The sequence below is a fragment of the Saccharothrix sp. NRRL B-16348 genome, from assembly GCF_001280085.1.
Classification (GTDB): Bacteria; Actinomycetota; Actinomycetes; order Mycobacteriales; family Pseudonocardiaceae; genus Actinosynnema.
In genome coordinates, this window is the sequence record NZ_LGED01000102.1 from 20,764 (window position 1) to 34,893 (window position 14,130).

Genomic DNA, 14,130 nt, shown 5'->3' on the forward strand with positions numbered 1-14,130 from the left:
CAACCATGGTCGTGGTCTCGGCACTGCTCATCGGCGTGCTGTACGTGCTCCTGAACTCCTTCATCCCCGACCGGCACCGCCGACCGTTCAACGCGATCATGGTCGGCGGCGCCGGCGCGGCGTACCTCAGCGGCGGCGGGCTCGGCGCGTGGGAGTTCGGCATCACCGCCGTCATCACGTTCTGCGCCTACCGCGGCCTGAAGTCGTGGACGTTCATCGGCATCGGGTGGCTCGTGCACACGGCCGCGGACGTGGCGCACCACGTCCACGGCAACCCGATCGTGCCGTTCGCCGAGCACTCGTCGCTGGGCTGCGCGATCTGCGACCCGGTGATCGCCCTGTGGGCCTTCGCGGGCGGTCCGGGCTTCCGGTCAATGACCCCCGCAGCACTCGTGCGGACTTTCCGCCTCCGCCGGGCGCAGCACGCCGCCGACGGCGGGCTCCACCAGTAGCAGCAGTTCGCCGTCACGGCACACCGGGCGCAGGAAGCCCAGCGTCCGCACCGGGTCGGTCGGCGCGACCTCGACGCCGATGCCGACCACCCGGTCGATCGCCGACACCGCCACCACCTCGGCCGCGGGGTGCGTGCCGGTGAGCGCCGACTGGCCGGGGAACCGGACGCACCGGCCGTCGGCGCGGTCGCGGCCCGCCCGGGCGGCGCGTGCGGCCGGAGTGCCGGAGTCGTCGAGCACGACCACGGGTCCGCCCAACGCCTCCGCCAGCCGGTCCACGTCCACCTCGCCGGGCACGTGCGCGGACAGCGTGGTGACGGCGACCGGCCCGGACCGGTCGACGTGCGTGCACACGAAGTCCGCCGGCACGCCGTCGAACGCCGCCAGCAGCAGCGCGTCCACGTGCGCCGCGCCGTGCTCGCCGGCCAGGGCGGGCACGGCGCCGAGCCAGGTCATCAGATGACGTCCACGAACACCGGGTTCGCGTAGAACCACAGGTCCGCCCACGGGTCGGCGTCACCGATCACGTCCATCACCGGGTGGCCGTCCGACGTCAGCCGGTTGCCGTCGGAACCACGCAGCCGCAGGTAGAACGCGCCTTCCACGCGGCGGAACGTGTGCGTGAACCTCACCGTGCCGCGCGCGGTGCGGGCGACCTCGAACGACTTCACCACCGTCGTGCCGGGCGCGGAGAGCGCGTCGCGGTCCGTCGCCGGGCCGGTGATCGGGCCGGCGACCAGGTCGACCTTCGCCAGCCTCGGCACGACGCCCGCGAAGTTCGCGCCACGCGCCAGGTCGACCTCGATCACCACTTCGACGTCGTGCCCGCGCCGGACGAACGTGCGGCCGCCGATCGTGACGCCCCGGTTGTCGCCCTCGCCGAGCGACCGGACCCGCAGGTTCAGCCCGTCGATGATCCGCCCGTGCACGGCGACGACCTTGCCGCCCTGCATGCCGCGCATCACGTCCACGTAGGACTTGGAGTCCGCGCCGACCAGCGTCGAGCTGTAGAAACCGGGCCAGTAGTCGCTTTCGACCTGCGGCACGCCGGTGTCGATGGGCGCGCCGCGGCTGCCGGTCGTGTTGTGGTCGCCGGTGCCCTGCTTGTGCGTGTCCAAGTGCACCCGGTGCGAGTCGGACGTGGCGGTGACCCACCACGGCCTGCCCTCGGCGAGCAGCGAGTCCCACAGGCCGCCGACCTTGGCGGTCATCCAGTCGAACCCGCCGTAGGTGCGGTAGGGGTTCTCCGTCGCGGTCGGCGCGTAGCCGGGGAAGCTGTCCTGGTTGGGCGAGGCGTCGTAGAGCCCGCGCGCGGCGCCGCGGCCACCGTTCGCGGCCGGGATGCCGCCTGCCTGGTGGCCGGGCGCGCCCTCCATACCCACCGCCACGCCGGGCGCCGCGTCACGCCAGCCGCGGAACTCGTGCGGGCTGTCCACGCCGCGCCGGGCCGGGTGGTTGGCGAACATCAGCGCGATCTCCGTGCGCCCGGCGAGCACCTGCGACTCCAGGTAGCGCAGGGCCGCCAACGCGTACGGCTCGCCGTCGGCCGACGTGGAGCGGGTGATCAGGCCCTTGCCGCCGTTCGCGACCGGCGTCGACAGCACGCCGCCGTCGTAGGCCGCCTCGAACGCCCGCAGGATGTCCACGGTGGACCGGCCCGGCGGCAGGAACACGGTGGCGTGCTCGGCACCCGGGATGTTCCACTCCAGGCCCTGGTAGACCAGCACGTCCCGGTGCGACTTGCGGGCCCGCTCGATGTCCGGCGCGACCTGGTCGATGGAGAACTTCTGGTGCGCGACGCCGCCGTGGTCGGTGATGACGACCCAGTCGAGCCCGTGCTCGCGGGCCTTGGCGACCTGCTGGGTCACCTCGTACTGAGCGTCGTTGGAGTACTTGGTGTGGATGTGGTGGTCGCCCGCGAACCAGCACCCGCGCCCGCCCCACGGGTTCACCGGCGTGGCCGGCCGGTCGTCGTGCGCGTGCGCGGGCGCCGCGCCCAGGGTGGTCGCCACGCCGGCCGCGCCCAGACCGGCCAGGAACCGGCGTCGCGCCACCGAGAGCGGCCGGTCGTCCTGCGCGTCGCGCCAGCTGCCCTCCACTTCCTCGTGGTGGTGCTCGTGGGTGTGGTCGTGGTGGTGGTCGTGCGACATGCGGTACTCCGATCATGACCCGAACGGCGGCAGGCCGAAGTATCGTGATGCGGCAATGCGTCGGGTGGTGCGCGGAGTCGAACTCCCGGTGAACACTTCGGCGCGGGTCACCCCGTCAAGACCGCGTCAAGGTCCGGGGAACGGCCACGCGGCGCGGCGGGTGGGAGCACACTGGGTGCCGTGGCAGGTGAGCTGGGGACCCACCTCGGCGGCGGACGGACGATCGCCGCGGTGACGGCGGCGTGACCACGGTCCTGGTGGTGGACGACGACCCGGGGCTCGTGCGCGCGCTGCGGATCAGCCTGGACGGCCACGGCTACCGGGTGCTCACCGCGTCGGACGGCGCGTCGGCGTTGCGCGCGGCCGAGGACGGCCCCGACGTGGTCGTGCTGGACCTCGGCCTGCCCGACCTGGACGGCCTCGACGTGATCACCGGCCTGCGCCGGGCCACGACCGCGCCGATCGTCGTGCTGTCCGGCCGGCTCGACTCGGCGGACAAGGTCCGCGCGCTGGACGCGGGCGCCGACGACTACGTGACCAAGCCGTTCGGGATGGACGAGTTCCTGGCCCGGCTGCGCGCGGCCGTGCGGCGGTCGACCAGGCGTTCGGCCAGGGCCGACGAGCCACCGGTGCGCGCCGCGTCGTTCACCGTCGACCTGGCCGCGAAGAAGATCCACCGGGACGGGTCCGAGGTGCACCTGACGCCGACCGAGTGGGGCCTGCTGGAGGCGCTGGTGCGGGCGGGCGGCGAGGTGCTCAGCCCGCAACGGCTGCTCACGGAGGTGTGGGGGCCGACCTACACGTCGGCCACCCACTACCTGCGCGTCTACCTGGTCCAGCTGCGCCGCAAGCTCGAACCGGACCCCGCCCACCCGCGGCACCTGGTCACCGAACCGGGGCGGGGCTACCGCTTCCGGCCGTGATCAGCGCCGGGGCGTGGTGGTGAGCAGGTTCCACTTCACGGCCTTGAGCGTGCCGTCGGCGGTGGTGCTCTCGCCGACGATCGTGCCCCGGTCGTTCAACGCGGTCGGCAGGCTGTGCGCGCCGCCGAGCGAGCCGAGGTAGGTCACCCTCCCGTTGCGCCACAGGAACGCGCGGGGCGCGTCGGGGTTGTCCGCCGAGCTCCAGCCGATCACGTCACCGCGCTCGTTGACCGCGACCGCCTCGGACGGGCTGGGCACGCCCAGGTCCAGCGGCTTGCCGCCGCCGGGCCAGAGCACGGCCTTGCGGTCGTCGTTGAACTCCGTGGTCCAGCCGACGACGTCGCCGCGCTCGTTGATCGCCTGCGGGCCGTTCGCCACGCCGCCGGACTTGCTCAGCACCGTCACCGCCGACCCCTCCCAGCGCAACGCCTGCGTGCCCTCGTTGCCGACGATCACCCCGGCCTCGTTGATCGCCTCGACGGAGTACATGCCGGAGCCGGGCACGGTGGCCAGCGGCTCGCACCTCGTGGTGTCCACGCAGCGGAACGCGTACGCCGTGCCGCTGAACATGGGCAGCTTGTTGCCCGCGACCACACCGGCGTCGTTGATCGCGCTCAGCCACAGGTGGGGCCCCGTCAACGGCAACGACGTGTGCTTGCCGTCCTGCCACACGACGGCCCGCTCCTGGTGGTAGCCCGACGACGACGTGGAGTACGTCATCGGCACCGAGCCCTTGGCGTTGATCGCCGACGCGATGACCCAGCCACCGCCCGGCGAGATGTCGGTGACCTTGCCGCCGTGCCAGATCCGCGGCCGTTGGACGTAGGGGCCCGCACCGTTGACGGCCTCCTGGATCAGCACCTGGCCGGCCTGGTTGAGCCCGGACGGGATGCCGAGGCCGAGGTCGGTGTGCGCGCCGCCGGGTGACCAGTGCACCGTGTGCGGCGCGCCGTTCCCGCTGGTGAAGCCGATGACCTGGCCGAGGTCGTTGACCGCGACGGTCCGGTGGGTGGGGTAGCCCGGCAAGCCGGGCAGTTCGGTGATGAGTGCGCTCGCCTGCGCGCCGGGCGCGGTCACCAGCGGCAGGGCAACGGCCAACGCGAGGACGGCCGCGGGCGTGCGTAGCTTGGGCATGGTCGCTCCATTGCGAGATGTCCGCTGAATCGATTCGAACGGTAGTCTCGGGCGGGCGACCCGGCGTCGGCCGGACAGCGGAATCAAGGGGGAACCGTTGGCTGCACACGACGTCCTGACCAGGCTGAGCGCCGATGCCGAGGTCAGCAGGCTGACCGGGGGCGTGGTCAACACGGTGTGGCTCGTCCGCGGTCCCGATCGCCACGTCGTGCTCAAGACGACCGACAACCCGCCGCGGTCCTTGTTCGCGATCGAGGCGGCGGGCTTGGAGGTGCTGCGGGCGCACGGCCTCGGCACCCCACGGGTGCTCGACGTCGGTGACGACTGGCTGACGCTGGAGGCGCTGGCGCCGCAGCCGCCGGAGACCGACGCGTTCTGGGAGAGCGCCGGGCGGGCGATCGCCGCGCTGCACGACGTGCGCGGCCCGCGGTTCGGCTGGGAGCACGACGGGTGGTTGGGCGCGTTGCCGCAGCACAACGCCTGGCACGACGACGGGCACGCGTTCTTCGCCGAGCAGCGGCTCCTGCGCTACCTGGGCGAGCCGGCGGTCGAGGCCGTGCTGACCGCGGCGGACCGTGCCGCCCTGGAACGGCTGTGCGAGCGGCTGCCGGAGATCGTGCCCGCCGCGCCGCCCTCGCTGACCCACGGCGACCTGTGGCGCAACAACGTGGTCGCCACCGCGTCCGGCGAGCCCGCGTTCATCGACCCGGCGGTGTCGTGGATGTGGCCGGAGCTGGACCTGAGCGCGATGTTCTGCGGCACCGACCCGCCCGCCCGGTTCTTCGCCGCCTACCACGAGGTCCGGCCGACGGACTCGGACTGGCGCGACCGGATGCCCGTGCTGTTCCTGCGGGAGATCCTCAGCACGTTGGCGCACGACGTCGACGACTGGGGCGCGCTCGACTACCTCCGCGACGTGCTGCGCCCGTTCCGCCACGTGCCCGCCGGCCCCGGCTCGGACTGACCGCCAGAGCCCGGCGTGGGGCAGCCCAGTGTCAGGGCAGCCCCAAGTTTCCCCACCTCGCGTGGCACACCCCCGAGGACGCGCACACGATGTGCGCCGTGGCGCGACGAGGCGCCACCGCTCCTCGGAGGAGGTCGTCCGTGAACCGCTTCGGCTTGAGCGCGTTGCTCGCCGTGACGCTGACCGCGGTGCTCGCCGCACCCGCGACCGCCGACACCGGGCAGGTCCCGTGTCCGGCCCGGCTCCCGGCGGGCGCGACCTGCTACGGCGGGCAGGATGCCAACGGCGCGTTCTACGCGTTCGCGATCCCGGCGGACTGGAACGGCTCGCTGGTCGTGCACGCCCACGGCGGCCCCGACCTGGCCGCGCCGACCGCGGACCGCCCGGCCGAGGACCTGGACCGCTGGGCGGTGGCGGTGCACGAGGGCTACGCGCTGGCGGGCTCGTCGTACCGGCGCGGCGGCTACGGCACCCGGATGGGCGCGGCGGACACGGAGCACGCGCGGGAGCTGTTCGCGCGGCGGTTCGGCGAGCCGCGCAAGACGTTCCTGCACGGCCAGTCGTGGGGCGGGAACGTGGCCGCGAAGACCATCGAGGCCTACGACTCGTTCGACGCCGCCCTGCTCACCAACGGCGTGCTCGCGGGCGGGTCCCGCGGCTACGACTACCGCGTCGACCTGCGCGTGGTCTACCAGTACTACTGCCGCAACCACCCGCGGCCGGACGAGCCGCAATACCCGCTGTGGATGGGGTTGCGCGCCGACTCGACCCTGACCGGCGCCGGTCTGCGCGCCCGGCTCCAGGAGTGCACGGGCTACCAGTCGCCGCCCGCCGAACGCAGCGCGCCGCAACAGCGCAACCTGGACGACATCCTCGCCGTCACCAGGATCCCGGAGAGCACGCTCGCGTCGCACCTCACCTTCGCCACGTTCACGTTCCGCGACATCGTGCACCACCGGCTCGGCGGGCGGAACCCGTTCGGCAACAGGGGAGTGCGGTACACGGGGTCGCACGACGACGCGGCGTTGAACGCGGGCGTCGAGCGGTTCAGCCCCACGCCGTCGGCCGCGCGCGACCTGTCCTACGACAGCGATCCGACCGGCGCGGTGTCGATCCCGGTCGTCACCGTGCACGCGATCGGCGACCCCACGGCGTTCGTGGAGCACGAGTCGGCGTACCGGGCGAGCCGGGTCGGCGCGGGGACGGCGGAGCACCTCGTGCAGGCGTTCACCACGGAAACCGAGCACAGCGCGCTCAGCGACGCCGAGTACGCCGCCGCGCTGCGGGCGCTCGTGACCTGGGAGAGCACCGGCCGCAAACCCACGCCCGCCTCGATCGCCGCCGACTGCCCGGCCGCGGACGCGAAGTACGGCACGGGCTGCTTCTTCGACCCCGCCTACCAGCCCGCGCCCTACTCGGCGCACGTGTACCCGCGTCCCGGCGGCACCCGCTGGCCCGCGATGACGGCACAGCAGGAACGGCTGTGGGAACGGCTGGGCCGAGTGGGTATCGCGCACTGACTGCGCCTTCCCGAAGCAACGCGGTGGCTCTCCGAGGTGTCCTACTCACTGAGGGGAGTGGCGGTCACCGAGCACCGCCACGGTGAGGGGAGTCCGCATGTCCCGCAGAACCAAGGCATCGGTGCTGGTCGCGGTGGTGGTGATGGTCGCCGCGACCGTCCCGGCCACCGCCGAGCCACCGGAACGGGCGCAGGCGCAGCCGGTCGGCGCGCAAGTGGACGGCACGGTCACGCTGGTGACCGGCGACGTCGTCACCGTCAGGGGCGACCGCGCTCAGGTGCGCCCCGGTCACGGACGCGCCCACGTGCGGTTCGTGCAGCGGTTGGACGAGCACGGCGACCTGCACGTGCTGCCGACCGACGTGCTGGGCGACGTGCGGTCCGGCTCGCTGGACGAGCGGCTGTTCGACGTCACCGGACTGATCCGGGCCGGCTACGACGACCGGTCGACCCGTGTCACGCCGCTGATCGTGACGTCGACCGGCCCGGCCGTGGCCGGTGAGCCGCTGACCAGCATCGGCGGGTACGCGGTCAAGGCGCCGAAGGACACCGCGTTCTGGGCGGGCGCGCGTGCCGCCGGCGTGGCGAAGGTCTGGCTGGACGGCCCGGTCCGGGCCACGCTCGACCGCAGCGTCCCGCAGATCGGCGCGCCGACGGCGTGGGAGGCGGGGCTCACCGGCGCCGGCGCGAAGGTCGCGGTGCTGGACACCGGGGTCGACTCGACGCACCCGGACCTCGCGGGCGCCGTCGTGGAGTCGCGCAACTTCACCGACAGCCCCGACACCGACGACCGCGTCGGCCACGGCACGCACGTCGCCGCCACCATCACCGGCTCCGGCCGCTACCAGGGCGTGGCGCCGGACAGCGCGGTGCTCAACGGCAAGGTGCTCGGCGACCAGGGCGGCGGCTACGAGTCGGACATCATCGCGGGCATGGAGTGGGCCGTGGCGGCGGGCGCCGACGTGGTCAACATGAGCCTGGGCAGCTCGATGCGCACCGACGGCACGGACCCGATGTCGCTGGCCGTGAACCAGCTGACCAGCTCCAGCGGCGCGTTGTTCGTCGTCTCGGCGGGCAACAGCGGTCCGTCCGACCAGACGATCGGCAGCCCGGCCGCGGCCGAGCTGGCGCTCACCGTCGGCGCGGTGGACCGGTCCGACCAGCTCGCGGAGTTCTCCTCGCGCGGACCGCGCTGGGGCGACGACGCGATCAAGCCGGACATCACCGCGCCGGGCGTGGACATCGTCGCGGCCAGGGCGAAGGAGGGCAGCGTCGGCACGCCGGTCGGCGACGCGCACGTCGCCCTGTCCGGCACGTCGATGAGCTCGCCGCACGTGGCGGGCGCGGCGGCGATCGTCGCCGCGCAGCACCCGGACTGGACGGCCGCGCAGATCAAGGGCGCGCTCATGGCGAGCGCGAAGCCCAACGCCGACCTGACCGTGCACGAGCAGGGCGCGGGCCGGGTCGACGTGGCCGCGGCCGTCACGCAGACGCTGGCGGCCGAGCCCGCGTCGCTGAGCCTGGGCGTGGCCCAGTGGCCGCACGCCGACGACCAGCCGATCGAGCGGAAGATCGCCTACCGCAACGCGGGCACGACGCCGGTGACGCTGACGCCGACCGCCGACCTGCGCGACCCGGCGGGCAACCCCGCGCCCGCCGGCATGGTCACGTTCTCGCCGTCGACGCTCACCGTCCCGGCGGGCGGTGAGGCCGCCGTCGTCGTCACGGTCGACACCTCGCTGGACGCGCCGGACGGCCGGTACGGCGGCGTCGTGGTGGCCACCGGCGGCTCGACGCCGCTGCGCACGCCGATCGGCGTGACCAAGGAGGTCGAGAGCTACGACGTGAAGATGACGTTCCTCGACCACACCGGCGCGCCGACGCCGGAGTACTTCTTCCGGTTCGTCGACGTGAACCACCGCAAGGCGTACCTGGGCCACGACCCCTCCGGCACCGTCGTCGTCCGCCTGCCCAAGGGCACCTTCTACGGCGACGCGTTCATCCAGACCAGGGCGACCGGGCAGCTCACCCAGGTGATGGAGCCCAGCGCCACCGTCACCGGACCCACCGAGTTCGTGTTCGACGCCCGCGCGGGCAAGCCGATCGCGCTGTCGGTGGACGAGCAGGACGCGGAGGTCGGCTTCACGGAGGTGATCTTCAGGCGGACGATGGCGTGGGGCGACACGGGCACCGGCTTCATCGGGTTCCCGCCGGGCGCAGTGCTGTTCGCGCCGTCGAAGACCTCCGCGCCCGGCGCGGCGAGCTTCACGGTGGCCGGGCGACTCGCCAAGCCGGACGGCGACGGGACGTTCGTCGGCAGCCCGTACCAGTACTCGGTGTCGTGGCGGCACGACGGCGCGGTGCCCGAACGGCTCGACCGGGCGTTCCAGCGCCGTGACCTGGCGAAGGTCAAGTCGCGGATCGCCTCGTCCGCACCCGGCACGACCGGGTTCCGCGACCAGATGGCGGGCGGACCGCTGCCGTTGGAGATCACCGAGTACTACTCGCCGGGCGTCGACTGGTACAGCGACTTCGTGCAGATGCCGGAACCGCAGGCGTTCCCGCCGCAGAGCTTCCAGTCGACCTCGCTGCCCCGTCGGTTCGCCGCGGGTCGCACGGTCGACGAGAAGTGGAACGCCGCCGTGTTCGGGCCGGCGTTCCCGGCCTCGAACCGCGACTACGAGTGGGCGGGGCGGCTCGGCGACGAACTCGTGGTGTCGGCGCCGATGTTCTCCGACCAGGACCCGAACCACTACGGGTACTCGGACGTCACGGCGGCGAAGACGACGCTGCACCGCGACGGCGTGCTGCTCGCCGAGTCGCCTTACGACGGGTACGTGTCGGGCGTGGTGCCGGCGGGCAAGGGCACCTACCAGGTGCACGCCGAGGCCGAGCGGTCCGGTGTGGCCGAGCTGTCCACGCGCGTGGTGGCGGACTGGTCGTTCACCTCGGAGCACGTGGCCGGCTCGGACCCGGCGGGGTTGCCGCTGCTCGTGGTGCGGTTCGCGCCGTCGTTGGACGCGCAGAACCGGGCGGCGGCCGGGCGGCCGTTCGCGATCCCGGTGTACGTGCAGCGCAACGGGGTGACCGGCGCCGAGGGTGTGGCGAAGCCCGCCGTGCAGGTGTCGTTCGACGACGGCACGACGTGGCGGCCGGCGCCGCTGGTCAAGGTCGGCGGGCGCTGGCTCGCGGCCGTCGTCCACCCGGCCGGCGCGAAGTTCGTCTCGCTCAAGGCGCAGGCGCGCGACGCCGCGGGCAACGCGGTCGACCAGACGATCATCCGGGCCTACGGGCTGCGGTGATCGACCGCCGGACGCGCCCGGTCACCGGCCGGGCGCGTCCAGCGGGTTGCCCGTCACCTGCCGCGCCCAGCCGTCGCGCACCAGCCCGGCGGCGGCGCAGTGCGGTTTGCGCTCGGCCTGGTCCCGGGCCCGGGCCAGGAAGGCGTCGACGAACCCGAGCCGCGGGTAGCGGGTCACGACGTCGTCCTTGACCTGCTGGGCGAACCGGCCCAGCCCGCGCCCCGACACGTCGGCGGCCACCGCGACCTGCAACAGGTGGCTCTCCGGGTCCACCTCGGCGGGCACCTCGTCGCGCAGGTGCCGCACGATGACCTCCGCCAGCCGGTCCCGTCGCACCCGGCCCCACCCGGCGCCGGCCGCGAACACCCACGCCACGTGCCCGCTCGCCTCCTCGTACGGCAGCGTGTGGCTGTCGAACGGCGGTGTGAGCGCGAGGTCGTGCAGGAGGGCGGCGACGTACAGCAGCTCGCGGTCGTGGGCGATGTCCACGTCGGCCGCGTACGCGACGGCCAGCGAGTAGGCGCGCAACGAGTGGTTCAGCAGCCAGGGCTCGGCGTACTCGTGGCATACCTCGAGCGCGGCGGCGGCGGCCTTCGAGTCGGGCCGGGCGAAGATGAAGTCCACGTCGTGCAGCGTAGGTGGGTGGGAACCGCGGGTGGGGAATCCGGAGCGGGCGTGTGGCGCCCGGCCGGATCGCTACGACACCACGCCGTCGGCGACCAGGCCCGCCCAGATCGCCTCGCCGACCGCGGTCAGCGCCGACTGGGGCCGGATCATCACGGTGAACGCGCCGATCCGGCCGTCCGCGTCCAGCTCGATCAGGTCGATGCCCTCGACCTGCCTGCCGCCCACCGCGGTGCGGAAGTGCAGGACGTGGCCGCCCGGCCCGTCGTACTGGCCGACGTACCGGAAGTCCTCGAACGTCCGCTGGAGCACGCGGAACAGGGCCCGCACGGTGTCGATTCCCTCGAACGGCTGAAACTTCACCGGGCTGTGGAACGTGATGCCGTCGCTGAAGAACTCCGTCGCGCCGACGATGTCGCCCGCCTCGACGGCCGCCTTGAACCGCAGTGCCGCGTTCATCCGTGCCTCCTGGTCAGATCGTGGCCGCGAGCCGCGTGCCCTGGTCGATGGCGCGTTTGGCGTCGAGTTCCGCGGCGACGTCCGCGCCGCCGATGACGTGCGTGACGACGCCGCGTCCGGTGAGCGCGTCCACGAGGTCGCGCACGGAGTCCTGGCCCGCGCACACCACGATCGTGTCGACGTCCAGCACCCGGGGCCGTTCGCGCCGGGGCCCGAACGTGATGTGCAGGCCGTCGTCGTCGATCCGCTCGTAGTTCACGCCGGTCAGCTGCTCGACGCCCTTGGCCGCCAGCGCCGCCCGGTGCACCCACCCCGTGGTCTTGCCGAGGCCCTTGCCGATCCGGGACGTCTTGCGCTGCAACAGGTACACCTGGCGGGCGGGCTCGGCGGGCTTCGGCGCGGTGACGCCGCCGCGCACCAGCTCGGGGTCGGTGACGCCCCACTCGGCACGCCACTCGTCCACGTCGAGCGCGGGGGAGGAGGCGTGGGTCAGGAACTCGGTCACGTCCACGCCGATCCCGCCCGCGCCGATCACCGCGACCCGGTCGCCGACCGGCGCGCCGTGCCGGACGACGTCCACGTAGGACAGTGCGCGCTCGACGCCCGGGATGGCGGGCACGCGCGGCGTGACGCCGGTGGCGATCACGACCTCGTCGAAGCCGGCCACGTCGTCGGCGGTGACCTTGGCGCCGAGGTGCAGCTTGACGCCGGTCAGCTCGATCCGCCGCCGGTAGTAGCGGATCGTCTCGGTGAACTCCTCCTTGCCCGGGATGCGGCGGGCGATGGCGAACTGGCCGCCGATGTCGTCGTCGGCCTCGAACAGCTCCACCTCGTGCCCGCGTTCGGCCAGCGCGGTCGCCGCCGCCAGCCCCGCCGGACCCGCGCCGACCACGGCGACCCGCTTCACCCGCCGGGTCGGCAGCAGGCGCAGCGTGGTCTCGTTGCCCGCACGCGGGTTGACCATGCAGGACGCCTTCTTCATCGAGAACGTGTGGTCCAGGCACGCCTGGTTGCACGCGACGCACGTGTTGATCTCGTCGGCGCGGCCGGTCTCCGCCTTGCGCACCCAGTCCGGGTCGGCCAGGAACGGGCGCGCCATCGACACCATGTCCGCGTCACCGCGCGCCAGCACCTCCTCGGCGATCTCGGGCATGTTGATCCGGTTCGACGTGATCACCGGGATGCCGACGTGCGGGCGCAGCTTGGCGGTGACGTTCGTGAACGCGGCGCGCGGCACGGACGTGACGATCGTCGGCACCCGTGCCTCGTGCCAGCCGATGCCGGTGTTGATGATCGTCGCGCCGGCCGCCTCGACCTCCTGGCCGAGCGCGACCACCTCGTCCCACGTCTGGCCGTCCTCGACCAGGTCGATCATCGACAGCCGGTAGATGATGACGAAGTCCGGCCCGGCGGCGGCACGGCAGCGGCGCACGATCTCGACCGCCACGCGCCGCCGGTTCTCCGCGCTGCCGCCCCAGCGGTCGGTGCGCTTGTTCGTGCGCGGCGCGAGGAACTGGTTGATGAAGTAGCCCTCGGAGCCCATGATCTCGATGCCGTCGTAACCGGCCTCGCGGGCCAGCGCCGTGGCGCGGGCGAACGCGTCGATCTGCGCGCGCACGCCGCGGTCGGACAGCGCGCGTGGCCGGAACTTGCTGATCGGGGCCTTGAGCGCGGACGCCGACACGCTCAACGGGTGGTAGGCGTACCGGCCGGCGTGCAGCAACTGGAGGGCGATCTTGCCGTCGTGCTCGTGCACGGCCTCCGTGATCACGCGGTGGTTGCGCGCTTCGCGGTGCGTGGTGAGCTTGGAGGCGAACGGGTAGAGCGAGCCGGCCCGGTTGGGGGAGAAGCCGCCGGTGACCATGAGGCCGACGCCGCCGCGCGCCCGTTCGGCGAAGTAGGCGGCCAGCGCGTCGAAGTCCTTGGCGCGGTCCTCGTTGCCGGTGTGCATCGAGCCCATCAGCACCCGGTTGCGCAGGGTCGTGAAACCCAGGTCCAGGGGCTTGAGCAGGGTGGGGTAGGCGGTCATCGCCGGTCGTCCTCTCGCATCGCGGCCAGCACCTCGTCGCACCACTCGACCAGCGCCCGCTCGGCCCGGATGCCGCCGCGCAGGACCAGGTACTGGTGCAGCGGCCGACCGGACAGGGCCGACGGGTCCGGGAAGTCCTTCTTCTCGATGGCGAGGTAGACGTCGAGGCGCTCGGCGTGCAGGTCGCGGTGCCGGGCGACCTCGCCGATCAACGCCTTCGCGTCCCCCGACGACGCGCCGCGGACCTTGACCGACAGGTCGTGCCGGATCGTCTCCGGCTCGCCGGGCGCGGCCAGCCAGCGGGCGAGCTCCTCGCGGCCGGCTTCGGCGACCTCGTACACCTTCTTGTCCGGGCGGCCGTCCTGCGCGACCTCGTGGCACGACACCCAGCCCAGCCCCACCATGCGCTTGAGCGTCCGGTAGATCTGCTGGTGGGTGGCGGCCCAGAAGAAGCCGATGGACTTCTCGAACCGCTGGGCCAACTCGTAGCCCGAGCCCGAGCGCTCGTCCAGCGACACGAGGATCGCGTGCTCCAACGCCATGGCGGTGACCGTAGCTGTGCAACGGGGTGCAG

General features: G+C 73.1%; 12 protein-coding genes. 5 read left to right on the forward strand and 7 right to left on the reverse strand.

Annotation, left to right across the window (positions count from 1 at the left end):
- The first annotated feature begins 5 nt into the window (after positions 1-5).
- Positions 6-452, forward strand: a complete 447-nt coding sequence (locus ADK67_RS11170; RefSeq protein ID WP_053716334.1) for a DUF6010 family protein — start codon at positions 6-8, stop codon at positions 450-452.
- Here the strand turns inward: ADK67_RS11170 and ADK67_RS11175 are convergent.
- Both ADK67_RS11175 and ADK67_RS11180 read right to left on the reverse strand, forming a co-directional pair.
- Positions 372-908, reverse strand: coding sequence for a hypothetical protein (locus ADK67_RS11175; protein WP_053716335.1), 537 nt, complete (start codon positions 906-908; stop codon positions 372-374). The genes ADK67_RS11170 and ADK67_RS11175 overlap by 81 nt on opposite strands.
- Entirely contained in the window at positions 908-2,602 is a 1,695-nt protein-coding gene (locus ADK67_RS11180) for a PHP domain-containing protein (protein ID WP_053716336.1), read from the reverse strand. Before ADK67_RS11180 ends, ADK67_RS11175 begins: the two co-directional genes overlap by 1 nt.
- 242 nt (positions 2,603-2,844) lie before the next feature.
- On the opposite strand from ADK67_RS11180, the gene ADK67_RS11185 reads away from it, so the two are divergent.
- Positions 2,845-3,525: a response regulator gene (locus ADK67_RS11185; RefSeq protein ID WP_053716337.1), complete on the forward strand. Its 681-nt coding sequence runs from the start codon at positions 2,845-2,847 to the stop codon at positions 3,523-3,525.
- On the opposite strand, the gene ADK67_RS11190 is transcribed toward ADK67_RS11185, so the two are convergent.
- Positions 3,526-4,659, reverse strand: a complete 1,134-nt coding sequence (locus ADK67_RS11190) for a hypothetical protein (RefSeq protein WP_053716338.1) — start codon at positions 4,657-4,659, stop codon at positions 3,526-3,528.
- Positions 4,660-4,756: 97 nt separating this feature from the next.
- On the opposite strand from ADK67_RS11190, the gene ADK67_RS11195 reads away from it, so the two are divergent.
- From ADK67_RS11195 to ADK67_RS11205, 3 genes are all read left to right on the forward strand, one after another.
- Positions 4,757-5,623, forward strand: coding sequence for a fructosamine kinase family protein (locus ADK67_RS11195; RefSeq protein WP_197289392.1), 867 nt, complete (start codon positions 4,757-4,759; stop codon positions 5,621-5,623).
- A 140-nt stretch (positions 5,624-5,763) separates the two neighbouring features.
- Positions 5,764-7,143 (forward strand): hypothetical protein, encoded by a 1,380-nt coding sequence (locus ADK67_RS11200; RefSeq protein WP_197289393.1) that lies wholly within the window; start codon positions 5,764-5,766, stop codon positions 7,141-7,143.
- A gap of 97 nt (positions 7,144-7,240) precedes the next feature.
- The gene (locus ADK67_RS11205; protein ID WP_053716340.1) at positions 7,241-10,444 is read left to right on the forward strand and encodes a S8 family serine peptidase; all 3,204 of its coding nucleotides are present in this window, start codon (positions 7,241-7,243) and stop codon (positions 10,442-10,444) included.
- Between the two features lie 21 nt (positions 10,445-10,465).
- Here the strand turns inward: ADK67_RS11205 and ADK67_RS11210 are convergent, their stop codons facing one another.
- The 4 genes from ADK67_RS11210 to ADK67_RS11225 all read right to left on the reverse strand — a co-directional run bounded on the left by ADK67_RS11210 (position 10,466) and on the right by ADK67_RS11225 (position 14,098).
- Entirely contained in the window at positions 10,466-11,068 is a 603-nt protein-coding gene (locus ADK67_RS11210) for an HD domain-containing protein (RefSeq protein ID WP_053716341.1), read from the reverse strand.
- 72 nt (positions 11,069-11,140) lie between these two features.
- Positions 11,141-11,527: a nuclear transport factor 2 family protein gene (locus ADK67_RS11215; protein ID WP_053716342.1), complete on the reverse strand. Its 387-nt coding sequence runs from the start codon at positions 11,525-11,527 to the stop codon at positions 11,141-11,143.
- Between the two features lie 13 nt (positions 11,528-11,540).
- A complete protein-coding gene (locus ADK67_RS11220) occupies positions 11,541-13,556 on the reverse strand; it encodes an NADPH-dependent 2,4-dienoyl-CoA reductase (protein WP_053716343.1) in 2,016 nt (671 codons plus the stop codon).
- On the reverse strand, positions 13,553-14,098 hold the full coding sequence (locus tag ADK67_RS11225; RefSeq protein ID WP_053716344.1) for a PadR family transcriptional regulator: 546 nt from the start codon (positions 14,096-14,098) through the stop codon (positions 13,553-13,555). The genes ADK67_RS11220 and ADK67_RS11225 overlap by 4 nt, the downstream gene beginning before the upstream one ends.
- Between the last annotated feature and the right edge of the window lie 32 nt (positions 14,099-14,130).

Bases quoted from the DNA above. Each gene is read 5' to 3' on its own strand.
- ADK67_RS11175 (WP_053716335.1), bottom strand. From the start codon at position 908: ATGACCTGGCTCGGCGCCGTGCCCGCCCTGGCCGGCGAGCACGGCGCG.
- ADK67_RS11190 (WP_053716338.1), bottom strand. From the start codon at position 4,659: ATGCCCAAGCTACGCACGCCCGCGGCCGTCCTCGCGTTGGCCGTTGCC.
- ADK67_RS11220 (WP_053716343.1), bottom strand. From the start codon at position 13,556: ATGACCGCCTACCCCACCCTGCTCAAGCCCCTGGACCTGGGTTTCACG.
- ADK67_RS11180 (WP_053716336.1), bottom strand. From the start codon at position 2,602: ATGTCGCACGACCACCACCACGACCACACCCACGAGCACCACCACGAG.
- ADK67_RS11170 (WP_053716334.1), top strand. From the start codon at position 6: ATGGTCGTGGTCTCGGCACTGCTCATCGGCGTGCTGTACGTGCTCCTG.
- ADK67_RS11225 (WP_053716344.1), bottom strand. From the start codon at position 14,098: ATGGCGTTGGAGCACGCGATCCTCGTGTCGCTGGACGAGCGCTCGGGC.
- ADK67_RS11205 (WP_053716340.1), top strand. From the start codon at position 7,241: ATGTCCCGCAGAACCAAGGCATCGGTGCTGGTCGCGGTGGTGGTGATG.
- ADK67_RS11215 (WP_053716342.1), bottom strand. From the start codon at position 11,527: ATGAACGCGGCACTGCGGTTCAAGGCGGCCGTCGAGGCGGGCGACATC.